A 23,903-nucleotide genomic window follows, 5' to 3' on the forward strand; every position below is an offset into this window, starting at 1 on the left:
TTTACTAGAGTTTAAACATATTAGTTTTAGGTGATATGTGGACTAATCGTTTGTTGGCTTACCAGCAGCTAACAAGACTTTACTTCCAAGTAAGAAAAATCCTTGAATGAAAAGTAATATTCCTGTCCCTATTAGTAGCCATTCGATGGCAATTATATCAGCTATTGGACCAAAAATAAGCATACCTAAAGGCATCATAGAGGTAGAAATCATGCTAAGAATACCAAATACTCGCCCCATATAATCACTTTCTACTTTTTCTTGTAATAACACCGTTGCGGGTGTATTAAAGATTGGCATAGCTATTCCTGTAACAGCCATTATCACGAGATACAGCCAAAAAACAGGAATAATTCCAAGAGCCATTGTACAAAGACCAAATAATAAAGCAGATAATGTCATGGTATGCACTTTATTTTTAAAGCCACCCCATGTCGCGATGGCAATACCACCGATTAACATACCAATGGCAAAGGCCATTTCGATGGCAGTCAAACGCCATACATCATCGCCAAAGCTACGTGTAACTTGCAAAGGTGTTAAAAAGGCAGCAGGTGCAGCGAGCAACATGAAAAAGGCAAAGAACAAGAATAATTGTTTTAAGAAAGCATGCTCTTTAATGTAGATGAAGCCTTGTTTCATATCACTAAAATAGCTTGTTGTCTGTGGCTGATTCGCTTTGGCATGTGCAGGAATATGCAGAAATAATAAGAAGATGGTGATGGCAATAGCAGCTGTCGTCACATCAATAAAGAAAATGGATTCGATTGAAGCCATCGTTAATAATGCCCCACTTGCCATGGGTGCAAGAATCATGATAAAAGCTTGAATACTGCTGTTTATCCCATTAACCTTCATTAAATGCTCTTCAGGCACAAATTGAGGTAAAATAGCGCCTACAGCAGGTGTTTGAATACCTGCACCAACTGCACGTACCGCTGATATAACAAATAATAGCCAGAGCTCATCATAGCCAGTTAAAAATAAAATAGCTAAAATTAACGTGGATAAGGCAATCATGCCATCTGCCAAAATAATAAGCCATTTACGATTGTAGCGATCTGCCCAAACACCAGCAATTGGTGCTAAGAAGAAGGTCGGTACAAAACCGCAAATAATCGCAATGGTCATCATGATGCCTGATTGCGTTGTAAGTGTGATATACCATGTAATGGCATATTGCACTAGAGCAGAGCCAAAAAGTGAAATGGTTTGACTGCTTAAAAAAAGTATCGTATTGCGTTTCCAATGATCCAAATTCGTCATCCCTTTCTAACAGTAGTGCCTGTGTGGAAAGTTGAAAGACAACAAAAAAGAGGGGGTGTTGCAGTCCCCTCTCTTCCTGTATTCCTAAAACAGACTAGACTAATCCCATTTCCCTTGCACAGCAGGCAAAGTGTACACATATTTAGTTAATAATGTGAAATCGTAGTCTGATTGAAGCTGTCATTAGGAATACCCTCCGTTCTATATAAGTTGTGTTGATTGTAGCATAAAGTTTATCTGCGCGTAAAGAACGAATCAAACACCTTAACATTTTAGGACCAGAGCTAATAACAAGGGAAATGATAGTAAAATAACAAATTGCCGAGAAAAGCATTTCACCGCTCTCTTGGCTGTTTTTTTGTTTTGATTATACAGATTTTAGAATCAACTAAAGTATTTGATAAAATGAATGACAACAAAAAGTATCATTTAATAGTGCTATTAATTTATAGATTTTAAGCTGCTTCTTCTTAAATAGACGGAAATACTTATGACCGCATTATTTCATTCATCCAGTGAAGTATCTTTGGAGACGTGCATTTAGCGAGAACCTATCATATACTAAAATAGAAAAATAGCAAATGGAGGAAATATGAGAAAGAATAATAGTAAATGGAAACTTATCACTTTTGTCGCGATGATTTTTGTGTTATGCCTATCGACAATTCCTGAAAAGACAGCGATGGCAAGCACGACACAGCCGAAAAGGGAAATGCGGGCTGTCTGGATTTCAACGGTTCTTAATATTGATATGAAAGCGGGTATGACTAAGGAGCAGTATACAGCTTGGACACGCCAAACATTGGATCAATTAAAAGCCAGCAAATTGAATACAGTTATTTATCAAGTAAGGCCAACAAATGATGCAATGTATGCGTCTGAGCTAGCGCCATGGTCATCCTACATAACAGGGAAAAAGCAAGGTACAAATCCTGGTTACGATCCTCTTGCAATTATGGTAGAGGAAGCACATAAACGAGGTATGGAGCTGCATGCCTGGATGAATCCTTATCGTGTAACAATGTCTGGACAAAAACTAACAGACCTTGCTGCCGATAATGTGGCAAGAACCCATCCAAACTGGGTTGTCAAATATGGCAAACAATATTATTTAAATCCTGGTTTACCAGAAGTACAAGACTATTTAGTGGAAACAGTAAGAGAGCTAGTAGCCAATTACGATATTGATGCAGTCCATATGGATGATTATTTTTATCCATATAAAATTGCAAATGAAGTCTTTCCAGATCAAGCAGCTTTTAAAAAATATGGTGGTTCCTTTAAAAAGGTGGAAGATTGGCGACGAGATAATGTCAACCAACTTGTAGAAAATCTATACACAGCCATTAAAGATACAAAACCATATGTTCAATTTGGTATTTCTCCATTTGGCGTATGGCGCAATAAATCACTGGACAAAACAGGAAGCGATACGCGAGCTGGTGTCAATAATTACGATGATTTATATGCAGACGTCAGAACATGGATTCAAAATGGCACGATTGATTACATTACACCACAAATTTATTGGTCAAGAACATTAGCTGTTGCGAAATATGGGACATTGCTAGATTGGTGGAGCCATGAGGTACAAACATATGCAAAAACACACCCTGTTCATCTATACATTGGACTTGCTGATTACAAAGTTGGCAATGACAGTGATGCAGCATGGAAAAACAAAATGGAATTACCAAGTCAAATACTAGCGAATCGTTCGGAAAAGGTAGCAGCCAAAGGGCAAATGCACTTCTCCTTAAAAAGTATTCAAAACAATAAACTGGGCTATGCAACGATTGTTAATCAACAACTATATAATTATACAGCACTGACACCAGGTACAACTTGGGATGATGACACTAGGCCGAATAAGCCGACTTTTGTACAAGTGACAAAGGGAGCGACTGGTCGCAAAATTGAAATTATAGACGAAAATGAAACACAACCACGCAAGTATGTCATTTATCGTTTTGCAGGGAACAAAGAGGGTTCTTATAATGATCCTCAAAATATAGTGGATGTTGTTTATAATATGGATGGCATCACTGAATTTATGGACAAGACAGCTCTTGCTAAGCAAAGCTACACATACGGCATTACGGCTGTATCTGCTGCAGGTGTGGAAAGCAAGGAAGTTTTTGTGGTGAAAGATAATCAGTAAATAGCTTATGATAAAAAAACAGCTACTCACGCAATATAACTGCATGAGTAGCTGTTTTTTATTAATTTTCTTCAATATCTTTACGGTTTTTCTTTAACATTTTAGACAGCATTTCATAGACAATTGGTACAACAACTAATGTTAATAGTGTCGAAGATAGTAAACCACCAATTACAGTAATAGCTAAGTCTTTCGAAATTAAACCACTGCCACCAGAACCAAGTGCCATTGGAATCATTGCCCCGATTGTGGCAATGGCTGTCATTAGGATTGGACGTAAACGTGTTGCCCCTGCTTCGAGGATCGCTTCACGCATGGCAAGACCATCATGTTCCATATGAATGATACGGTCGACTAATACGATGGCATTGGTTACGACGATACCAATCAACATCAACAGACCCATCATTACAGATACAGAAATAGTTTGACCTGTAACGAATAAACCAATAAATGCTCCAATTACGGCGAATGGTAGGGAGAATAGAATAGCGAATGGAGCTAAACCTTCTCCAAATGTTACTACTAAGATGAAGTAAACAATGGCAATTGCCGCTAACATAGCAATACCAAGCTTAGTGAATGTTTCTTGCATATCGGCAGCAACACCCGCAACACCAGTTGTAACACCTTTTGGTAAATCTAATTTATCAATTTTCTTATCAGCAGCAGAAGTGGCTTTTGAAATATCGTCTCCGATAATCGTACCAGATACAGTTGCAAAGTATTCACCTTTTGAACGAGATAACGAGTTAAGTGTCGTACCTTCCTCGACATCAACTAATTCACCGATTGTCATGGTTGTGCCTAAAGCCGTTTTAATTTCAGTAGCTAAGACATCATCTAAGGAAGTAGCAGCTGCTTTAGCATCACGTTGAACGATCACATCAATATCTTTACCATCATTTTTAACGGTAGTTAATACTTCTTTTGTTGTATTCGAATTTAATGCCATCACGATTTGAGCTGTTGTTAAACCATATTGTAGGACATTTTTTTGTTCTACTTTTAGTACATGCTCTACGTATGGATCTTCGTTATCAGATTTAATATCTTCTAAGCCATCCACTTCTTTTAGGACACCTTCTACTTGTTTCACAGCATCTCGAAGTTTATCTAAGTCATCACTATATAATGTGTAGCTGACTTCGTTTGAAGACATAGACATAGAAGAGAAGTTTTGAGACTTCCATTCTCCTGATTGACCGATATTGAATACATAGTCTTCTACTTCTTCACGAGCTTTAGGGAAGTCTTCCATATCTGGATCAAAGATAAGGTACATTAAGGCACCACCAGCGCCTCCACCCATCATCATTGCTGATGGATCAACATTATTTGCATCCGTTATGGAAACTTGTAAAATATTAACGTCTTTACGCTTCATTAATTCTTTTTCTACTTTTTCAACATTCGCTGCTGTTTCATCAGCTAGCTCTCCAGTTGAAGGAGTATACGTTAAGTACATTACTTTTTCTTCTTGTGATCCCATGAAACTAAAGCCAATAAGTGGTGTTAATGCAAGAGAACCAGCAAGTAGGGCAATCGCAATGATAGAAGTAATAATTTTGTGATTTAATGTTTTTTCTAAAATACCTCTGTACCAAGTAGCAAGTTTCCCAACTTCTTTATGTTGGCTTTCTGTTTTCTCACCGTATAATTTTTTACGGAATAAGAAGTGAGATAATGCAGGTACGATGGTGATAGCTACTAATAATGATGCACCTAGTGCAAATGTCATTGTTAGGGCGAATGGCATGAATAATTCGCCTACCATACCACCTACGAAAATTAGTGGGGCAAATACCGCTACCGTTACTAATGTAGACGAAAGAATTGGTTTAAACATTTCAATCGTTGCTTCACGAATAAGGGCACGACCCGTAAGTTTTTCTTGTTTTAAGTGAATGCGTCGATAAATATTTTCAACAACTACGATCGAGTCATCGATCACACGCCCAATTGCGACGGTAATCGCTCCAAGTGTCATAATGTTGAGTGTGATATCCATCCAGTTTAATAGCAGTAATGCCATGAAGACAGAAACTGGGATAGAAATAATTGAAATAATAGTTGATTTGAAATCGCGTAGGAATAGTAAAATGATTAAGACTGCAATAGCGCCACCAAATACTGCTTTTTCGATCATTGTAAATACAGAATCTTCAATTGGGGCTCCTTGGTCAAGGGAAATATCTACATTTAAGCCGTCTAATCGTTTTTCTTCATCTTTAATAAGGTCTTTTACTGCATTAACAACTGTTACCGTATTCGCATCCTGACCTTTCACGATTTGAATGGCGATGGCATCTTGCCCATTTGTACGTGAAACAGATTGTACTTTACCTTCTACTTCAATTTTTGCAATATCACCTAGACGAACGAAAGGTGAAGGATTTGTAGCTGAAGGTGTAACTGGAATTAATAAATCTTTTAGCTCATCAACAGATTGTACTTTACCATCTACTGAAACAGCCTGTTCGCCAACAGTAAACTGATATAAACCAAGTGACAGTGACATATCACTTGCCTGAATCATTTGTTTAACTGTATCCTCCGTTAAACCAAGTGCAGCCATTTTTTCTTCATCATATTTAAATGATATTTGTTCAATGTGCTGACCTGTGATGGTCGCAGAGGCAACACCATCAATTTTTTCGATTTTCGGAAGTAACACGTCTTCTACTGTAGAAGTTAAGTCTACAATATCTTCCTTAGAGCTACTTACAGATAAAGCAACTACTGGCATCATGTTCATGCTAATCGCCATAATAGTAGGCTCTTGAGCACCTTCAGGTAGTTTAAGATTATCTAAAGCTGCTTCTAATTGACGTTTCTTCTCATCCATATCAATTCCGTAGTCGTATTCTACTTGAACTTGTGCTACGTTGGAAGAGGATGTTGAGTAAACAGCTTTCACATCTTCTAAGCTTTCTATGGATTTTTCAAATGGAATGGAAAGCTCATTCATTACTTGTTCAGGCGTTGCGCCAGGATATACTCCCATGACAATTAAATATGGGATTGAAATATCGGGTATTGATTCCATTTTCATTCTTGTACCGGAATAAATACCAGAGACAGTGATGATAATTGTTAGTAACCAAACTGCCAATTTGTTTTTTAATACGAAATTAACTAAACCTTTCACCTTCACACCTACCCTTTATTGACTATCTAAATTCAATTATTTATACTAATGACTAATCGGTCATTTGTCAACGAAATGCATTAGGAGAGATTTAAAAATATGTTAAAAAAGCAATTAATTATGGAGAAAGCGATAGAACTATTTTCTGAACAGGGTTTTGAAGCTACGTCAGTTCAACAAATTACAGAACGCTGTGGAATTTCTAAAGGTGCATTTTATTTATCCTTCAAAACAAAAGATGAGCTCGTTATTTCAATGGTGGATTACTATTTACAGCAGTTCATTACAGATATTGACCAAGTAGTCAGAGGAACCTATAGTAAAGAAACCGTATTGGTTGAATTTTATAAAAGCATCTTTCAAGCATTCAAAGCACATTCTACATCGGCTCGTGTGTTCTTTAACGAAAAGGTCTTTCTAACAAAAAAAGAGCTATTTCATAAAATAACAGCGTATGAAGCAGAAATGTCGAAATCAATCATCTATATGCTTGAACAACTTTATCAGGATAAATTACAAGAAACGAAATATGATGTGATGTATTGTATAAAAGGATTTATGAAGAGTTATGCTGAGCTTTTTATTTTTTCAGATATGCCACTAGATTTAGAGCAGTTGGCAAAATCTTTAGCAGAGAAGACAGATATTATTGCACACCATACAACCATTCCTTTTATTACAGCAGATCTTGTGCCATTTATTGCAAAACCTTGTGAACAAGATGTTTCAAAAGATGCTTTACTACAATTATTGGAGCAAAATATTGATCCTACTGAGGATCCTATTGTAAAAGAATCCCTTGTGCTATTGAGACAAGAAATAGAAAATCCTACTTACAGTAAAGCCATCATTAAAGGGCTAATAGAAAATCTACGTCAAGACACAGCCTATCATTGGATTGCTTATGTAAGCGCAAAATACTTTAATATTTAAACTACTGGATAGAATTGTTCACGTTATGTAGGTGAACAATTCTATTTTTTAGTGGGTGAGTGAGGGGACAGATTGCCAAGCCTCTAACGCACTATTAAAAGGGTCTTGAATCCATAATAGCCGTTCAAGAAAATCTTTGACTTCAATCGGTAATTTCAATTCTTGCTGCCAGGCTTGCTCTTTTCGTTTGCTTGGCTTGTAGTCTGAGTACAGTAAAAATAATAAAAAATGACCGACAAAATATAAATCGCTAATATGATTTTCTGCTCGTTTAGGATTTTCAATAGCAGAGAGGTCGATGTGCTTCTGATAAGTGGTAGCGAGACCAAAGTCAATAATATGCAATTGTTGATGGACTAGCAATATATTAGGAATACGTAAATCGCGATGAACAATACCATGATTGTGTAATTCAATAATTTGTTCTAAAAGTTGCTTTGTAATGGCAAGTGATTGAACAACTGTAAACTTGGCACCATCCTCAAAAATCAGTTGTTCAAAAGTTTGCCCATTGACATAGTCCATAATAAAAAATGGACTTTCTTGAATCGTTCCTGTTGAATGGATGGTAGGAACATAGGGCAGTGAAACTTGTTGGAGTATGTGTATTTCTTGTTTAAATTTTTGGATGGTTTTCTTGTGGTGACGGTGTTTGGGACGCAAGCATTTTAAGACAAATAGCTTTGATGAACAATCCTCAATCAAATATGCACGACCATATGCACCATAGCCAAGCAATTTTTTAAAAGAGAAGTTGGGATGTTTGCCAATGTAATGTGCTACAGCCTGATCGAAGCCTTTTTCGGATAGTCGCTTCCACCACATTAACTGCTAAAGAAACTCATTGAGCTGAAAAGACTACGTGAGCTTTTACGAGAGCCACGTTTATAATGCTTATGACCATAATAATTATGTCGTTTAGAATACTTGCGACGGCTACTCGATGAAGAATAACGACGTTTGGATTTACCATTGAGCAAGGAATGAAGAATTTTATCTAGCATAAAAAACGCTCCTTTAGATGTTGTTATAACTATATACGTAAAAATAAAAAAGGAGGTTTCAATATTTCAAAAATAAAAAAGAAGCTATGTAAACTTTACATAGCTTCTTCACAAGAGGTTAAACCTCCATAATAATCGGTAGAATCATTGGTCGACGTTTTGTCTTTTCGAATAGATACGGCCCTAAAACATCAGTTATTTCATTTTTCAATTCTGTCCATTGAGGTGTTTTGCCTTGAATCGTTGCATTCAGATGACGATTTAGCATTTTCTGTGCCTCGTTAATCATCGTACCTGATTCACGCATATAGACAAAGCCACGTGAAATGATGTCAGGACCTGAAACGATTTTTTGGTTTTCCATATCTACACTAACTACTACAATGACCAGACCTTCTTCAGAAAGGATGCGACGATCACGTAATACGATATTGCCGATGTCGCCAATACCATTACCATCAATATAAACATCTCCAGAAGGGATACGACCGGCAACATGCGCTTCATTGGCACTTAATGCCAACACATCACCGTTTTCCATCACAAATGTATTGTCGAGTGGAACATCGCAATCTTCTGCTAGATGTGTATGCATTTTTAACATACGGAATTCACCATGGATAGGCATAAAGAATTTAGGCTTCATTAAACGAAGCATCAGTTTTTGTTCTTCTTGTGAGCCGTGACCAGATGTATGGATATTGTTTAATGCGCCATGAATGACTTCTGCACCTGCGCGGAACAATAAATTGATAATTTTATTAACACTCACAGTATTACCTGGTACTGGTGAAGAAGAAAAGATAACCGTATCGCCAGGTTGTATTTGAATCTGACGGTGCGTACCATTGGCAATGCGTGATAGGGCTGCCATTGGTTCACCTTGAGAGCCTGTACATAAAATCATCACTTCGTTTGCAGGAAGTCGGTTGATACTTTGAGCATCGATAAATGTATCCTTTGGAGCGGTAATATAGCCAAGCTCACGACCAATGGTAATAGCATTGTCCATGGAGCGACCAAAGACAGCAATTTTTCTTCCGTATTTTATGGCAGCATCTGTGGCTTGCTGTAATCGGTGAATATTTGACGCAAATGTAGCAAAAATAATACGACTATCCACTTTACGGAAAATCTCATCGATACTCTTTCCAACTGTACGCTCTGACATTGTGAAATTAGGCTTTTCAGCGTTGGTACTATCTGATAGTAAGCAAAGCACGCCATCACGTCCAATTTCAGCCATCTTCGTTAAGTTGGCTGGCTCACCCACTGGTGTAAAATCAAATTTAAAGTCACCTGTGTGAACGATATTACCAGGTGGTGTTTTCACAACAACACCATATGCATCAGGGATACTGTGTGTTGTTCTAAAGAAGCTCACAGATGTTTTTCTAAATTTAATAACATCCTCTTCTTTAATTTCGATTAGCTTTGTTGTACGTAGCAAGCCATGTTCTTCTAATTTATTACGTAATAAGCCAAGTGCAAGCTTACCACCATAGACAGGGACATTTACTTGACGTAAAAGGTAGGGAATACCACCGATATGGTCCTCGTGTCCATGTGTAATAAACAGTCCTTTAATTTTGTCGACATTACGTACTAAGTACGTATAATCAGGAATAACATAGTCAATGCCGAGTAAATCGTCTTCTGGAAATTTAATGCCAGCGTCAATTAAAATGATTTCATCTTGAAATTGAACGCCGTAAGTGTTTTTGCCGATTTCGCCCAGTCCGCCGAGCGCGAAAACAGCTGCTTGGTCATTTTTAACAAACTTCATGTTTGTTAAATTTCCTCCAAGACGAAGTTCGGGCTTGCTTGTTCGTACTCTAAATAGTTACCTTCAAGCAGTTGAACGAACTCGATGTTGTAGTTACGGTCTTTTAGCTTTTGACGTACTTCGCGTTCTGAAGCAGCTTCAAGGTATAGACTTTTAGTGTTTTCGCGAACTGGAATCTCATTTGCATTTTCTTGATAATAAACTTTGTAAATCATAGTTTGCTCTCCTTTAATTGCGTACAATTTTCTTGCACCTTTGACTACTACCACACACGTGCTACAAGAAAACAACGAATTTCCTTCATAAAGAAATGTACGTTTGTAATCCTTGTATCTCAAAGCTTCAGCTGTGCACTATGTTTTAAATTTATATAGGAAGTAGTGAGACAGTGGTTGCGTATAGCCAAATAAATGCATTTCCTTTATATTATCACGCAGTTCCTCTAAAATAAAGAAAAGCCCTTCAAATAATGAAGGGCAAATGTTAGGCAATTGATTTTTTTCCGAGTACGCCACGAAGTTGCTTCAACAATTTCCGTTTTAGTTTCTTCAGCATGGCACATCACTCCTTAGGATCATTATAATAAAAATTATTGTCTATGTAAAGTCATTTACCTTGAAAGGATGCTATTTATGGAAATGGTTAATAAAATGAACAAAATTTTGTTTTTTGATGTAGATGGTACGCTTTATAACAGTGAAAAAAAATTACCTGCATCTGCAAAAGAGGCACTTTTGGCAGCACGTCGAAATGGCTATGAACTGGCAATTGCAACAGGACGAGCTCCATTTATGATTGAGTCACTACTAGAAGAATTAGAAATTGATACGTATGTTACTTTCAATGGACAATATGTTGTATACAAGGGTGAAGTTGTCTATACAAATGGCATTGAAAAGGAAGAACTAGCAAAAATCATTGCCTTTGGTGAGGCTCGTAATGAACCAGTAGTATTTTTAGATGATAAACGTATGATTGCCTCTATTAACGATCATCATATGGTAGCTGAGAGCTTAGATACACTGAAATATCCATATCCAGCATTAGACTCTTCTTATTATATGCAGAACAATGTATATCAAACACTTATTTTTATGGAAGAAAAAGATGAATCTTTATATTGTGAGACATTCCCAAATGTTCAATTCATACGATGGCATCGCTATTCTTGTGATATTTTACCAAAAGGTGGCTCAAAGGCTGCTGGTATCGAAAAGGTGCTAGAAAGAATGGGCATCACTTTACAAGATGCTTTTGCTTTTGGAGATGGTATAAACGATATTGAAATGCTGCAAGCTGTTGGGACAAGTGTTGCCATGGGGAATGGTCATGAGAGAGTGAAGGCGGTGGCACATCATATTGCCGACCATGTAGATGAGGATGGTCTTGCAAAAATCATGCGCAAGCTAGCAATTATATAAAAAAACAACTAGTTGGAAAAAATTCAACTAGTTGTTTTTTTATTATGACTAGTTTTCCTCAATGTTGACGACTTTTATTTGAACGCTTTTATCGGAAAAATGCTGAATCGTCTTTTTAGATAGTGCATTGTCTGTGATAATGACATCTACGTCAGTCAAAGGACAAACTTGAATCGCTACATCCTTATTAAATTTGGAGGAATCTGTAGCAACGTAAACTGTTTGGGAGATAGAGATAATTTGTTTTCTAGTAATTGCCTCATCCAAACTAAAATCAGAAATACCTTTTTCAATGGAAACGCCACTAGCACATATAAACGCTTTATTGATATTCAAATGTTCAAAGCGGAATAAAAACTCATTCGATGTCACTGATTTTTCGGAATGACGAACTTTACCACCGATTAGTATAACCTCAATATTAGAGCCGATTAGATCAAATGCTATAGGTAGTGAGTTTGTTACTACTGTTAATTTTTCCTTGTTCAATAAAAAGGGGGTCATTTGATAGGTAGTGGTTCCACTATCGACAAAAATACACTCCCCATTTTCCACGAGTGAGGCACAAGCTTTGGCAATGGCGATTTTCTCTGCTAACTGCTCATGAAGTCTTTGATCGATTATTCCCTCAACAGGCTCAATATATTTAATACCCCCATAAAACTTTTCAATTTTCTTATCATGCATCAGCTGTTGGACATCGCGGCGAATTGTTTCCATCGAAACATTAAATTCTTTTGTGAGTGTTACTAACTTAACAACCTTATGTTGTCTTACATACTGCAAAATTTGATGTTGTCTTTCTATCATATACATGTTATCACCTCTACTAGATATTTACTCAAAATAATCATAACTTTGTCAATACTTAGTCAGAATTTACTCAACATTTACACAAAAATGCATTTTCCTTTACAAATGGTCACTATACTAAAGCTAAGAACTGAGAGAGGTGACCAATTTGTTAGAGCTAAAAAATATCGCAAAAAGCTATAAAAATAAGAAAGTTTTAGTAGATATCAATGTAACCATCGAATCAGGTGAAATCATTTCGTTACTAGGGCCAAGTGGTTGTGGTAAAACTACCTTGCTCAATATCATCTTAGGGCTTGTAGATCAAACGGCTGGTCAGCTTGTCTACAATGGACAAGATATATCCAAGCAGTCGATGCAAGAAAGAGGGTTTAATATTGTGTTTCAGGATTTTGCGTTATTTCCTCATTTAAATGCATACGACAATATCGTTTATGGTTTGAAAAATAAGAACGTGCAAATGTCCAAAGAGGAGATACAAGAATATATCGATTTTTTAGAGCTAACACCTCATCTGCAGAAAAAGATTCACGAATTATCTGGTGGGCAAAAACAACGAGTTTCCATTGCGAGGACACTTGTGATGCAGCCTAAAATACTATTGTTAGATGAGCCACTAAGTGCATTAGATGGCGTCATTAAGGAATCCATCAAGGAGCGTATTAAATCCATTGCCCGTGAATTTAAATTGACAACCATTATCGTGACACATGATCCAGAAGAAGCCCTCACATTATCTGATAAAGTCATGATTATTAATGAGGGAACAGTTGCTCAATTTGGTACACCTCATGAAATAGTAACAGCACCAAAAAATCAATTTATTGAGGATTTTATTTTAAGGCAGCTTCATATTAAGCGACATAACATCTATCAATTGTTTGGAGAAACATATGCTTAAAACGAATAAAATGATGAAATTGATTTTTCTACCGATTCTTATTTTTTTCCTATTCTTTTTAATTGTGCCATTACTTTTTATGTTTTGGCAGTCTTTCAAAATAGGAAATGTGGTGACCATTCAAAATTATATAGATGCTTTACAAAATATCGAAATTCGAGAAGCCTTTATCAATAGCTTTAAAGTTTCTTTTGTAGCCTCAGTGATCACAACCATTTTAGCTTTTTTATTGGCCTATGCTGTTCATTTTACAACGATGCATCGCCATGCGAAAAAGCTTGTGCAAATAGGCATTACTTTGCCCATGCTTCTGCCAACCATCACCTATGGTTTTGTGCTGATTTATACATTTGGTAATCAAGGAATTGTAACAAAATTAGTGGGGCAACCCCTTTTTACAATTTACGGGTACAACGGTTTGGTGCTTGGTTACGTTTTATATACATTGCCAGTCGCTTTTATTTTAATGCAAAACTCCATGCAATATATCGACAAACGATTTTTACTGGTGTCCATGTTAATGCATGATCATTCACTTCGTCGCTTTTATCATACCGTATTCCGTCCAATGTTAGGTACGATTGGTGGTGCTTTTATTTTAACGTTTATTTTAAGCTTCACAGATTTTGGTATACCCGCATCTGTTGGTGGAAATTACACAGTGATTGCCACTGAACTTTATCAAGCGATGTTAGGCTCCATTGTCCATTTTGAGCGTGGCGCAGTGATATCAGTGTTAATGCTAGTACCTGCCGTACTTGGTGTTGCCCTATTAACAATTTTAGAGCGTTTCAATTTTCACTATAAACAAGGTGGGCGAAGTGACCTTGTAAAGCATCGTCTGCGTGACACGCTGTTTACTATTTATTCATTTGTCTGTGTGACGATCGTATTCATCATTTTTGCAACGATGTTTATTGTGCCTTTTACGAAAGGCTATCCATATAACTTCAGCTTTACATTAGAGCATGTTCAAAATGTACTAGCAGAGAAGGATTTAATAAAGGTATATGTCAATTCTCTTATCGTGGCAGTATTAACGGCTATATTAGGCGTGGTCATTACATTTCTGTCAGCGCTACTCAATGTTCGGACACCGTTAAAAGGAAGAAAAAGCTTAGATGTAGCCTCCATGATTACAAATACAGTACCAGGAATGGTGCTTGGATTGTCCTACTTGTTTTTCTTTAATGGAAGTTCATTAAAAGGTACATTTTTCATCATTGTTGCATGTAATATTGTTCATTTTTTTACGACACCTTATTTAATGGCGAAAAATTCATTACAAAAGATGGACCCTACATGGGAAGTGACAGCTGAGCTATTAAAGGATTCTTGGTTAAAAACCGTTAGACGAATTATTTTGCCGAATATTAGACCAACGATTTATCAAATGTTTAGTTACTTTTTTTTAAATGCTATGGTCACGGTTAGTGGTGTTATTTTCCTTGTCAGCACGAAGACAATGCTTGTCTCAACACGCATCAAAGAGCTTCAGCATTTCGCAAAGTACACCGATATTTTTATACTATCGATATTTATTTTATGTACAAACCTCATTGTGAAATTAGGTTGTGATTATATAACAGCACATAAAGAAAAAGCGGAGGAGATATCAAAATGAACAAGTCAACAAGCATGATGTTAGGGACAATTAGTGCAGCGGGGGTTGTTTTAGCTGCGTGTGGAGGGGCTGCAGCTGATTCCAAAGAGCAAGTCATTATTTATTCAAATGCTGATGATGAAGCAATTGAAGTAATGGAATCCACATTAGATGATAAGGGCTATCAAGGTAAGTATTTAATCCAATCATTCGGTACTTCTGAGTTAGGTGGCAAAATGATGGCAGAAGGGACAGATATTGAAGCAGATGTTGTCACGATGGCTTCCTATTTTATAGAAAGTGCTCAAACCTCTAAAGCCATGTTTGTAGATATTTCTTCGGACTTAAAGCCGCTTGATGGAGGAGTTACATATGCACTGCCAATTTTAGGCAATATTGGCTCCATCTTTATTAATACAGAAATATTGCAACAAAAAGGGCTAGCAATACCGAAATCGATTAAGGATTTGACAGACCCTGCTTACAAGGAATTAGTATCCTTCCCAAATATTATGGATTCCTCAACAGGCTGGCTTTTAGTACAAGCCATTATAAAGGAATATGGTGACGATGAAGGACAAAAGGTGTTAGCTGATTTAATTAAAAATGCTGGCCCACATATTGAAAGCTCAGGTTCTGGCCCTATCAAAAAGGTGAAAACTGGTGAGGTTGCTGCAGGCTTTGGTTTACGTATTCAAGCGATTGATGCTAAAAACGAAGGATTGCCAATTGAATATATTGACCCGACAGAAGGAAACTTCACTTTAACGGAATCTGTGGCTGTTGTGGATAAAGAAGGTGATGAGGCTTTAGCTAAAGAAATGGCAAAGGTGATCGCAACGGAGGCTCGCAGTGGTTTATTGGAGCAATATCCTGTAGCTCTATATGAAGGGGAACAGGTAAAGGATGAGTATGTTCCAGCTTATTTAAAAAAATGGGATACAACATTAACGGTTGATTTATTAGAAAAACATCAAGCCTTCTTTAAAGAAGCGCAGCGATAAGGAGTTATAGCAGATGAGTAACTATAAATTATTGACACCAGGACCATTGACAACAACTGAAGCGGTAAAACAAGAAATGTTAAAAGATCGTTGCACATGGGATGACGACTATAAAAATGTGACACAAGTGATTCGCAAGCAACTTTTAGCGTTAGCTCATGTCGAGGAGCCTGAATATACTACGGTGCTTATGCAAGGAAGTGGAAGCTTTGTCGTAGAGTCTGTACTAACAACTGCGATTGGTGATAACGATAAAGTACTAATTCTAACAAATGGTGCTTATGGTGAGCGAATTGTTGAAATGGCTAACGTTTTAAAGTTACAACACGTTGTTTATAGTGTCCCTTACGATGAACAGCCATCATCATTAGAAGTTCAAGCTTTTCTTGAAAAAGATGCAAGTATTACACATGTAGCCGTAGTGCATTGTGAGACAACTACTGGTATTTTAAATCCAATAAAAGAAATAGGAGAAGTTGTTCATTTATTCGATAAAACGTTTATCGTGGATGCGATGAGTAGCTTTGGTGGTGTACCGATGGATGTATCCAATTTGCATATTGATTTTTGCATTAGTAGTGCCAATAAATGTATTCAAGGTGTGCCAGGTTTTGGATTTGTTATCGCGAACACAAAAGCTTTAGAAAAATGTAAAGGACAAGCCCGTAGCGTAGCATTAGACTTGTATAGCCAATGGGAAGTGATGAAGCAAGATGGAAAGTGGCGGTTCACATCACCTACTCATGTAGTGGCAGCTTTTGCGAAGGCGCTTGAGGAGTTAATCGATGAAGGTGGAATCGATGCCCGCCATAAGCGCTATGCGCATAATAATCATATACTTCGCTCTCGTTTGTCAGTGCTTGGGTTTGAAGCGTACGTTTCAAAAGAGCTTCAATCACCTATTATTACAACATTTTTATTCCCACACAACGAGTTTACTTTTGAGCATTTTTATCAGGAAATGAAAAAAGAGGGTTTTGTCATCTATCCTGGTAAGTTGACTGATGTGGATACATTCCGTATTGGCAATATTGGTGATATTCATGAGGAAGATATGCTGACGTTATGTGAGGTCATAGAAAATTATATGGTGGTGAAAACGAATGAAAATTGAAACGGTTATTTTGGATTGGGCAGGGACAGCAGTAGATTTTGGTTGCTTTGCCCCTGTAAATGTTTTTTTAACGATTTTTGAAGATGCAGGTGTCACAGTTACACTGGAAGAGGCTCGTAAACCAATGGGTATGCTGAAAATTGACCATATCCGTACGATGCTGGAAATGCCAAGAATTGCTGATGAATGGCAACGTGTGCATGGACAAGCCTTTACAGAAGAAAATGTAAGTGCATTATACAAGCAGTTCGAAACAAAGTTAATGGAATCGTTGGCAACTTATACAGATCCTATCCAGCATGTGAAAGCGACCGTACAGCAATTGAGAGAAGCGGGAATTCGAATTGGCTCAACGACAGGCTATACTGATTCCATGATGGAAGTAGTGACAAGACATGCAGCTGACAAGGGTTATCAACCTGATTTTCTCGTAACACCTACACAGGTAGGGGATAAAGGACGACCATACCCATTCATGATTTTTAAAAATATGGAGGCATTAGGGTCAAAAGCAACAAAGCAAGTTGTGAAGGTTGGCGATACAACCTCAGATATAATGGAGGCCTTGAATGCAGGTGTTTGGGCTGTTGGTGTTATTATTGGAAGTTCAGAAATGGGACTTTCTGAAGCAGAGTTCCAAGCATTAACTGCTGAAGAACAACAGCAAGTGATAGCGAAAACGAAATGCATTTTTGAAGAAACTGGCGCTCATTATACGATTGAAACTATGGCAGAGCTACCTGCGTTAATTGAAACGATTAATGAACGTATAACTAGAATATAAACAAAACAAACCTCGGCAGATGTGGATAACTGCCGAGGTTTGTTTTTAGTCTCGCTCATATGGGATTGAATCTGGTATTTCGGCAAATGGATTTTTTTCATTAATTCGGTCATAAAACATAACACCATTCAGATGGTCTAATTCATGCTGAAATGCAATAGCCGGCAATCCTTTAAGGCGCATCTTTTTCTCTTCACCATCAATTGTTTTAAATTTTACTGTGATGCGTGCATGACGTGGCACATACCCAGGAATATTACGATCAACAGAAAGACATCCTTCTCCTGCTGATAGGTATGTGTTTTCGACAGAGTGGCTAACGATCTTTGGATTAATGGCCACAAAGCTTAATTGTTCGCCAGCCTCATCTTTTAAATGAAGGGCAAACATACGCTGTAAGCAATTTACCTGATTGGCAGCTAAGCCAATGCCACTACGCAAATTATATTTTTCGGCCATTTCAGGATCTTGGCTGTTGATTAAATATTGAAGCATATCCTCTGCAAGCTTTCTTGTTTCATCAGTTAAAGGGAATTTAACTTCCTCTGCTTTTGTGCGTAAAGTCGGATGACCTTCGCGGATAATATCATCCATTAAAATCATATAGTAATCTTCCTTTCAACTTTGTAGTGCCTTATTAATAAGTATACATCACGTCTTAAAACAATCACATGAAAAAAGACCTTATTTGAATATACTCAAAAAATTTTTCTAATGCTATTAGATTTTCGAGAATGGGGTATTCTACTAGGGGAAAAGCTGTGAGAAAACGTATGAGCTGTACGGTGTAAATAAGGTGTTGTAATACAGAATTTGAATATTACTGATACAGTATAGGACAGCAATGTTTGATTGTTATTCTAGAAAAAATCTTTGTATAGAGCAGTAATAGATGATTGACCGACAGTATTTTATTCAGTATACTGAATTTCAAGAATAAGTTGTACTAGTTAAAAAGGTGATTTATTTTAATACAGCTGAAAGGGAGATGTGACAAATGAGCAAGAAAAACAATAATATTTTTGATGCTAAACAAACGCTAACTGAAATCGAAGATAAGTTTGAAATGTTTCAAATTTTGAATGAAGAAGGCGAAATTATAAATAAAGAGGCAGATCCACAATTATCAGATGAGGAACTAGTTGAACTAATGACACGTATGGTTTATACACGTATTTTAGATCAACGTTCAATCTCACTAAACCGTCAAGGTCGTTTAGGCTTCTACGCGCCGACTGCTGGTCAAGAAGCTTCGCAACTTGCTTCTCATTTTGCGTTAGAACAAGAAGATTGGATTTTACCAGGTTACCGTGATGTACCACAAATTGTATGGCATGGCTTACCTTTAGATAAAGCGTTTTTATTCTCTCGTGGACATTTTATGGGGAACCAAGTACCTGAGGGTGTAAATGTTCTAGCACCACAAATTATTATCGGTGCTCAATATATCCAAGCAGCAGGTGTTGCACTAGGTATACAAAAGCGTGGGAAAAAAGCTGTTGCAGTAACTTATACTGGTGACGGTGGTTCTTCTCAAGGCGATTTCTATGAAGGAATTAACTTTGCAGGTGCGTTTAAATCACCAGCAATCTTCATCGTACAAAATAACCAATATGCAATTTCAACACCTCGTGAATTGCAAACAGCTGCTAAAACAATTGCACAAAAAGGTGTGGCAGCTGGTTTACCAAGTATTTTAGTAGATGGAATGGATGCGCTTGCAGTTTATGTAGCAACGCGTGATGCACGTGAGCGCGCAGTTAATGGTGAAGGTCCAACATTAATTGAAACAATGTGTTACCGTTATGGTCCTCATACAATGGCTGGGGATGACCCAACACGTTACCGTACATCTGATACAGATAATGAATGGGCACAAAAAGATCCACTTGTTCGCTTCCGTAAATACCTAGAAGCAAAAGGTTTATGGGATGAAAAGAAAGAAGAAGCAGTAATCGAACGTGCAAAAGAAGAAATTAAAGAAGCAATTAAAAAAGCAGATGCTGCTCCAAAACAAAAAGTAACAGAATTAATGGAAAACATGTATAAAGGCGAAATGCCATCTAATTTAAAAGAACAGTATGAAATCTATAAAGAGAAGGAGTCGAAATAACCTATGGCACAAATGACGATGATTCAAGCAATTACAGATGCACTTCGCACAGAATTAAAGAATGATGAAAACGTTCTTGTATTCGGGGAAGATGTAGGTGTCAACGGTGGGGTATTCCGCGCGACAGAAGGCCTACAAAAAGAATTTGGGGTTGATCGCGTTTTTGATACACCATTAGCAGAATCAGGTATTGGTGGCTTAGCAATCGGTCTTTCTCTTCAAGGATTCCGTCCAGTTCCTGAAATTCAATTCTTCGGTTTCGTTTATGAAGTAATGGATTCAATCAGTGGTCAATTAGCACGTATGAGCTACCGTAGTGGTGGGGTATATAATGCACCAGTAACAATCCGTTCACCATTTGGTGGTGGTGTGCACACACCTGAAATGCACTCTGATAGCTTAGAAAGCTTAATGACAGCACAACCAGGATTAACAGTTGTTGTTCCATCAACACCATATGATGCAAAAGGTTTACTTATTTCATCTATCCGTAATGACAACCCAGTTATTTTCTTAGAGCATTTAAAACTATACCGTTCATTCCGTGAAGAAGTACCTGAAGAAGCATACGAAATTCCACTAGGAAAAGCAGATGTAAAACGTGAAGGTACTGATTTAACAATTGTTGCTTACGGTTTAATGGTTCATGAAAGCTTAAAGGCTGCTGAAGAACTAGAAAAAGAAGGACATTCTGTAGAGGTCATTGATCTACGTACAATTCAACCGATCGATGTGGAAACAATTATCGCATCAGTTGAAAAAACAGGTCGTGCAATCGTTGTCCAAGAAGCTCAAAAACAAGCAGGTATCGCTGCAAACGTAGTAGCAGAAATTACAGAGCGCGCAATTTTAAGCTTAGAAGCTCCTGTTCTTCGTGTGGCTGCACCAGATACTGTGTACCCATTCCCACAAGCTGAAGGTGTTTGGTTACCAAACTACAAAGATGTAATGGAAACAGCGAAAAAAGTTTTAACATTCTAATAAAGCTTCTAAACTTGAACAACAGTAACTAGAAAGGATGGGTACACATGGCATTTGAATTCAGATTACCGGATATTGGCGAGGGAATTCACGAAGGCGAAATCGTGAAATGGTTCGTTAAAGCTGGAGATACAGTAAAAGAAGACGATATTCTTTGTGAAGTCCAAAATGATAAAGCGGTAGTAGAAATTCCTTCACCAGTTGAAGGAACAGTTGAGGAAGTTTTAGTAGGAGAAGGAACAGTTGCTGTAGTTGGCGATGTCCTAATCCGTTTGGATGCACCTGGCTATGAGGACATAAAGCTAAAAGGTGATCATCATGCTGAAGAAAAAACAGAAGCACAAGTTCAGGCAACTGCAGAGTCTGGTCAGGACGTAGAGAAAGCTCCTGCTAAAGAGGAGAAGGCACCAGAAAAAGCTCCTGAAAAAGTGGAGACAGTGATTGATGAAACAAAACGTGTGATTGCAATGCCTTCTGTACGTAAATTTGCACGTGATAAAGATGTTAACATCCGTGAAGTGAAGGGTACAGGTAAAAATGGTCGAATCTTAAAAGAAGATATTGAAAACTTCTTAAAAGGTGGTGGCTCTGTAGAGGCTGATACGGCAACTGTTGAAACAGTTGATGCAACAGTTCAGCAAGAGGCAGCAGCTCCAGCAGCACCTGTAGTTCTTGAAGGGGAATTCCCAGAGACTCGTGAGAAAATGTCTGGTATTCGAAAAGCGATTGCAAAAGCAATGGTACACTCGAAACAAACAGCTCCGCATGTTACACTTATGGATGAAGTCGATGTAACAGCTCTTGTAGCACATCGTAAAAAATTCAAAGATATCGCTGCTGAAAAAGGTGTCAAATTAACATATTTACCATATGTAGTAAAAGCACTTATTTCAACTTTACGCGAGTTCCCTGAATTTAACCGCTCATTAGATGATGCAACGCAAGAAATTATTCAAAAGCATTACTATAATATTGGTATTGCTGCTGATACTGAAAGAGGCCTATTAGTACCCGTTATTAAGCATGCAGATCGCAAATCTGTATTTGCAGTGTCTAATGAAATCAATGAGTTAGCGACGAAAGCCCGTGAAGGCAAGCTTGCGCCACATGAAATGAAAGGTGCTTCCATGTCCATTACGAATATTGGCTCTGCGGGAGGACAATGGTTCACGCCAGTAATTAATCATCCTGAAGTAGCTATACTAGGTATTGGTCGAATTTCAGAAAAACCTGTAATAAAAAATGGTGAAATTGTAGCCGCACCTGTGTTAGCATTATCATTGAGCTTTGATCATCGTATGATCGATGGAGCCACTGCACAAAATGCTTTAAATCACTTAAAGCGTTTGTTAAGTGAGCCAGAATTATTATTAATGGAGGCGTAACAAAATGGTAGTAGGAGATTTCCCAATCGAAACAGATACTCTTGTCATTGGTTCAGGTCCTGGAGGATATGTAGCAGCAATTCGTGCAGCTCAAACTGGCCAAAAAGTAACAATCGTTGAAAAAAATGTACTTGGTGGTGTGTGCTTAAACGTAGGTTGTATCCCATCAAAGGCATTAATTTCAGTAGGTCACCGTTTTGAGCAAGCTAAACATTCAGATGACATGGGAATCATCGCTTCTGATGTGAAATTAGACTTCTCAAAAGCACAAGCATTTAAAGACAGCGTTGTTAAAAAATTAACAGGCGGTGTTGAAGGCTTACTTAAAGGTAACAAAGTTGAAATTGTACAAGGTGAAGCTTATTTCGTTGACGCTAATTCAGTGCGTATCATCAATGGTGAATCTGCTCAAACTTACACATTTAACAATGTCATTATTGCAACAGGTTCTCGTCCAGTTGAAATTCCAACATTCAAATTCTCTGATCGCGTACTAAACTCTACTGGAGCACTTTCTTTACAAGAAGTTCCTGGTAAATTAGTTGTTATCGGTGGCGGATATATTGGTACAGAGCTAGGTTCAGCATACGCAAACCTAGGTTCACAAGTTACAATTATTGAAGGCGGAAAAGATATTTTAGCTGGCTTCGAAAAACAAATGACGCAAATCGTGAAAAAAGGCCTTAAAAAGAAAGGCGTTGAAATGGAAGTTAACGCATCTGCAAAAGGCGTTGAAGAAACTGAAAACGGCGTAGTAGTAACTTATGAAGTTGGTGGAGAAGAGAAGAAAGTTGAAGCTGACTATGTATTAGTAACTGTGGGTCGTCGTCCAAATACAGATGAAATGGGCCTTGCTGAAATCGGTGTTGAATTCGGTGAACGCGGTCTAATCAATGTTGACAAACAATGTCGTACAAATATTTCAAACATCTATGCAATTGGTGATATCGTTGCAGGTCCTCAGCTTGCACATAAAGCTTCTTACGAAGGTAAAGTTGCTGCTGAAGCGATTGCTGGTGAAAAATCAGTTGTTGATTATCTTGCTGTACCGGCTGTATGTTTCACAGATCCAGAAATGGCGACAGTTGGTTACAACGAAGAACAAGCGAAAGCAGAAGGCATTGAATACACTGCAGCGAAGTTCCCATTCGCAGCAAACGGCCGTGCGCTTGCATTAAACCAATCAGAAGGTTTCGTGAAGCTTGTTGCTCGTAAAGAAGATGGCTTATTAATCGGTGCTCAAATCGTAGGTGCTGGTGCATCTGATATGATCGCTGAGATGGGCTTAGCGATTGAAGGCGGCATGACTGCTGAAGATATCGCTTTAACAATTCATGCTCACCCAACATTAGGTGAAATTACAATGGAAACTGCTGAAGTATTACTTGGCAACCCAATCCACATTGTAGCGAAAAAATAATTTGAATAAAGGAGTGTAGAAAAAGCGGATGTTCATTCGCTTATCTACACTCCTTTTTTATTT

General features: G+C 37.7%; 20 protein-coding genes. 12 read left to right on the forward strand and 8 right to left on the reverse strand.

Annotated features, from left to right (window positions below; translation table 11 throughout):
- Window positions 1–42: 42 nt before the first annotated feature.
- Complete coding sequence (locus AC6BKE_RS11350; RefSeq protein ID WP_036125512.1) at window positions 43–1,266, reverse strand: MFS transporter; 1,224 nt, start codon at window positions 1,264–1,266, stop codon at window positions 43–45.
- A 592-nt stretch (window positions 1,267–1,858) separates the two neighbouring features.
- Here AC6BKE_RS11350 and AC6BKE_RS11355 point away from each other — a divergent pair.
- Window positions 1,859–3,427, forward strand: coding sequence for a glycoside hydrolase family 10-like protein (locus AC6BKE_RS11355; protein WP_499856839.1), 1,569 nt, complete (start codon window positions 1,859–1,861; stop codon window positions 3,425–3,427).
- A gap of 61 nt (window positions 3,428–3,488) precedes the next feature.
- Here AC6BKE_RS11355 and AC6BKE_RS11360 read toward each other — a convergent pair whose 3' ends face one another.
- Complete coding sequence (locus AC6BKE_RS11360) at window positions 3,489–6,578, reverse strand: efflux RND transporter permease subunit (protein WP_499856840.1); 3,090 nt, start codon at window positions 6,576–6,578, stop codon at window positions 3,489–3,491.
- A gap of 99 nt (window positions 6,579–6,677) precedes the next feature.
- On the opposite strand from AC6BKE_RS11360, the gene AC6BKE_RS11365 reads away from it, so the two are divergent.
- Window positions 6,678–7,511 carry a TetR/AcrR family transcriptional regulator gene (locus AC6BKE_RS11365; RefSeq protein WP_058843431.1) on the forward strand — a complete coding sequence of 278 codons (834 nt, stop codon included), beginning with the start codon at window positions 6,678–6,680 and terminating at the stop codon, window positions 7,509–7,511.
- Window positions 7,512–7,559: 48 nt separating this feature from the next.
- On the opposite strand, the gene AC6BKE_RS11370 is transcribed toward AC6BKE_RS11365, so the two are convergent.
- The 4 genes from AC6BKE_RS11370 to AC6BKE_RS11385 all read right to left on the reverse strand — a co-directional run bounded on the left by AC6BKE_RS11370 (window position 7,560) and on the right by AC6BKE_RS11385 (window position 10,516).
- Entirely contained in the window at window positions 7,560–8,336 is a 777-nt protein-coding gene (locus AC6BKE_RS11370; RefSeq protein WP_499856841.1) for a serine/threonine-protein kinase, read from the reverse strand.
- The gene (locus tag AC6BKE_RS11375) at window positions 8,336–8,515 is read right to left on the reverse strand and encodes a hypothetical protein (RefSeq protein WP_101966408.1); all 180 of its coding nucleotides are present in this window, start codon (window positions 8,513–8,515) and stop codon (window positions 8,336–8,338) included. Before AC6BKE_RS11375 ends, AC6BKE_RS11370 begins: the two co-directional genes overlap by 1 nt.
- Window positions 8,516–8,633: 118 nt before the next feature.
- Window positions 8,634–10,301 (reverse strand): ribonuclease J1, encoded by a 1,668-nt coding sequence (gene rnjA / locus AC6BKE_RS11380; protein WP_036125500.1) that lies wholly within the window; start codon window positions 10,299–10,301, stop codon window positions 8,634–8,636.
- A gap of 5 nt (window positions 10,302–10,306) precedes the next feature.
- On the reverse strand, window positions 10,307–10,516 hold the full coding sequence (locus tag AC6BKE_RS11385) for a DNA-dependent RNA polymerase subunit epsilon (protein ID WP_012293082.1): 210 nt from the start codon (window positions 10,514–10,516) through the stop codon (window positions 10,307–10,309).
- Window positions 10,517–10,951: 435 nt separating this feature from the next.
- Between AC6BKE_RS11385 and AC6BKE_RS11390 the strand changes: the two genes are divergently transcribed.
- A complete protein-coding gene (locus AC6BKE_RS11390; RefSeq protein ID WP_089932152.1) occupies window positions 10,952–11,722 on the forward strand; it encodes a Cof-type HAD-IIB family hydrolase in 771 nt (256 codons plus the stop codon).
- Window positions 11,723–11,770: 48 nt separating this feature from the next.
- Here the strand turns inward: AC6BKE_RS11390 and AC6BKE_RS11395 are convergent, their stop codons facing one another.
- A complete protein-coding gene (locus AC6BKE_RS11395) occupies window positions 11,771–12,532 on the reverse strand; it encodes a DeoR/GlpR family DNA-binding transcription regulator (RefSeq protein ID WP_499856842.1) in 762 nt (253 codons plus the stop codon).
- Window positions 12,533–12,683: 151 nt separating this feature from the next.
- Here AC6BKE_RS11395 and AC6BKE_RS11400 point away from each other — a divergent pair, with 151 nt between their 5' ends.
- The 5 genes from AC6BKE_RS11400 to phnX are packed head-to-tail and all read left to right on the forward strand — an operon-like array spanning window position 12,684 to window position 17,941.
- Entirely contained in the window at window positions 12,684–13,436 is a 753-nt protein-coding gene (locus AC6BKE_RS11400) for an ABC transporter ATP-binding protein (RefSeq protein ID WP_058843433.1), read from the forward strand.
- Window positions 13,429–15,060, forward strand: coding sequence for an ABC transporter permease (locus tag AC6BKE_RS11405; protein ID WP_499856843.1), 1,632 nt, complete (start codon window positions 13,429–13,431; stop codon window positions 15,058–15,060). Before AC6BKE_RS11400 ends, AC6BKE_RS11405 begins: the two co-directional genes overlap by 8 nt.
- A complete protein-coding gene (locus AC6BKE_RS11410) occupies window positions 15,057–16,043 on the forward strand; it encodes an extracellular solute-binding protein (RefSeq protein ID WP_499856844.1) in 987 nt (328 codons plus the stop codon). The genes AC6BKE_RS11405 and AC6BKE_RS11410 overlap by 4 nt, the downstream gene beginning before the upstream one ends.
- Window positions 16,044–16,056: 13 nt before the next feature.
- On the forward strand, window positions 16,057–17,157 hold the full coding sequence (locus tag AC6BKE_RS11415; RefSeq protein ID WP_271912469.1) for a 2-aminoethylphosphonate--pyruvate transaminase: 1,101 nt from the start codon (window positions 16,057–16,059) through the stop codon (window positions 17,155–17,157).
- Complete coding sequence (phnX, locus tag AC6BKE_RS11420; RefSeq protein WP_036125486.1) at window positions 17,147–17,941, forward strand: phosphonoacetaldehyde hydrolase; 795 nt, start codon at window positions 17,147–17,149, stop codon at window positions 17,939–17,941. Before AC6BKE_RS11415 ends, phnX begins: the two co-directional genes overlap by 11 nt.
- Window positions 17,942–17,986: 45 nt before the next feature.
- On the opposite strand, the gene def is transcribed toward phnX, so the two are convergent.
- Window positions 17,987–18,544, reverse strand: a complete 558-nt coding sequence (def, locus tag AC6BKE_RS11425; RefSeq protein WP_036125484.1) for a peptide deformylase — start codon at window positions 18,542–18,544, stop codon at window positions 17,987–17,989.
- A 394-nt stretch (window positions 18,545–18,938) separates the two neighbouring features.
- Between def and pdhA the strand changes: the two genes are divergently transcribed.
- Genes pdhA through lpdA form a run of 4 tightly spaced genes read left to right on the forward strand, consistent with a single transcriptional unit; the run spans window position 18,939 to window position 23,840 of the window.
- Window positions 18,939–20,054: a pyruvate dehydrogenase (acetyl-transferring) E1 component subunit alpha gene (gene pdhA, locus AC6BKE_RS11430; RefSeq protein ID WP_058843438.1), complete on the forward strand. Its 1,116-nt coding sequence runs from the start codon at window positions 18,939–18,941 to the stop codon at window positions 20,052–20,054.
- Between the two features lie 3 nt (window positions 20,055–20,057).
- A complete protein-coding gene (locus tag AC6BKE_RS11435) occupies window positions 20,058–21,035 on the forward strand; it encodes an alpha-ketoacid dehydrogenase subunit beta (RefSeq protein ID WP_036125477.1) in 978 nt (325 codons plus the stop codon).
- A gap of 47 nt (window positions 21,036–21,082) precedes the next feature.
- Entirely contained in the window at window positions 21,083–22,420 is a 1,338-nt protein-coding gene (locus AC6BKE_RS11440) for a dihydrolipoamide acetyltransferase family protein (protein ID WP_271912471.1), read from the forward strand.
- A 4-nt stretch (window positions 22,421–22,424) separates the two neighbouring features.
- Complete coding sequence (gene lpdA / locus AC6BKE_RS11445) at window positions 22,425–23,840, forward strand: dihydrolipoyl dehydrogenase (protein WP_036125472.1); 1,416 nt, start codon at window positions 22,425–22,427, stop codon at window positions 23,838–23,840.
- Window positions 23,841–23,903 lie beyond the last annotated feature (63 nt).

It is taken from the genome of Lysinibacillus sp. COL-1, assembly GCF_059814265.1.

Excerpts from the sequence above, each read along its gene's own strand:
- lpdA (WP_036125472.1), top strand. The coding sequence starts at position 22,425 with ATGGTAGTAGGAGATTTCCCAATCGAAACAGATACTCTTGTCATTGGT.
- phnX (WP_036125486.1), top strand. The coding sequence starts at position 17,147 with ATGAAAATTGAAACGGTTATTTTGGATTGGGCAGGGACAGCAGTAGAT.
- AC6BKE_RS11390 (WP_089932152.1), top strand. The coding sequence starts at position 10,952 with ATGAACAAAATTTTGTTTTTTGATGTAGATGGTACGCTTTATAACAGT.
- AC6BKE_RS11395 (WP_499856842.1), bottom strand. The coding sequence starts at position 12,532 with ATGATAGAAAGACAACATCAAATTTTGCAGTATGTAAGACAACATAAG.
- AC6BKE_RS11405 (WP_499856843.1), top strand. The coding sequence starts at position 13,429 with ATGCTTAAAACGAATAAAATGATGAAATTGATTTTTCTACCGATTCTT.
- AC6BKE_RS11375 (WP_101966408.1), bottom strand. The coding sequence starts at position 8,515 with ATGCTAGATAAAATTCTTCATTCCTTGCTCAATGGTAAATCCAAACGT.
- AC6BKE_RS11350 (WP_036125512.1), bottom strand. The coding sequence starts at position 1,266 with ATGACGAATTTGGATCATTGGAAACGCAATACGATACTTTTTTTAAGC.
- pdhA (WP_058843438.1), top strand. The coding sequence starts at position 18,939 with ATGAGCAAGAAAAACAATAATATTTTTGATGCTAAACAAACGCTAACT.
- AC6BKE_RS11385 (WP_012293082.1), bottom strand. The coding sequence starts at position 10,516 with ATGATTTACAAAGTTTATTATCAAGAAAATGCAAATGAGATTCCAGTT.
- AC6BKE_RS11410 (WP_499856844.1), top strand. The coding sequence starts at position 15,057 with ATGAACAAGTCAACAAGCATGATGTTAGGGACAATTAGTGCAGCGGGG.
- AC6BKE_RS11365 (WP_058843431.1), top strand. The coding sequence starts at position 6,678 with ATGTTAAAAAAGCAATTAATTATGGAGAAAGCGATAGAACTATTTTCT.
- rnjA (WP_036125500.1), bottom strand. The coding sequence starts at position 10,301 with ATGAAGTTTGTTAAAAATGACCAAGCAGCTGTTTTCGCGCTCGGCGGA.
- AC6BKE_RS11440 (WP_271912471.1), top strand. The coding sequence starts at position 21,083 with ATGGCATTTGAATTCAGATTACCGGATATTGGCGAGGGAATTCACGAA.
- AC6BKE_RS11355 (WP_499856839.1), top strand. The coding sequence starts at position 1,859 with ATGAGAAAGAATAATAGTAAATGGAAACTTATCACTTTTGTCGCGATG.
- def (WP_036125484.1), bottom strand. The coding sequence starts at position 18,544 with ATGATTTTAATGGATGATATTATCCGCGAAGGTCATCCGACTTTACGC.
- AC6BKE_RS11370 (WP_499856841.1), bottom strand. The coding sequence starts at position 8,336 with ATGTGGTGGAAGCGACTATCCGAAAAAGGCTTCGATCAGGCTGTAGCA.
- AC6BKE_RS11435 (WP_036125477.1), top strand. The coding sequence starts at position 20,058 with ATGGCACAAATGACGATGATTCAAGCAATTACAGATGCACTTCGCACA.
- AC6BKE_RS11415 (WP_271912469.1), top strand. The coding sequence starts at position 16,057 with ATGAGTAACTATAAATTATTGACACCAGGACCATTGACAACAACTGAA.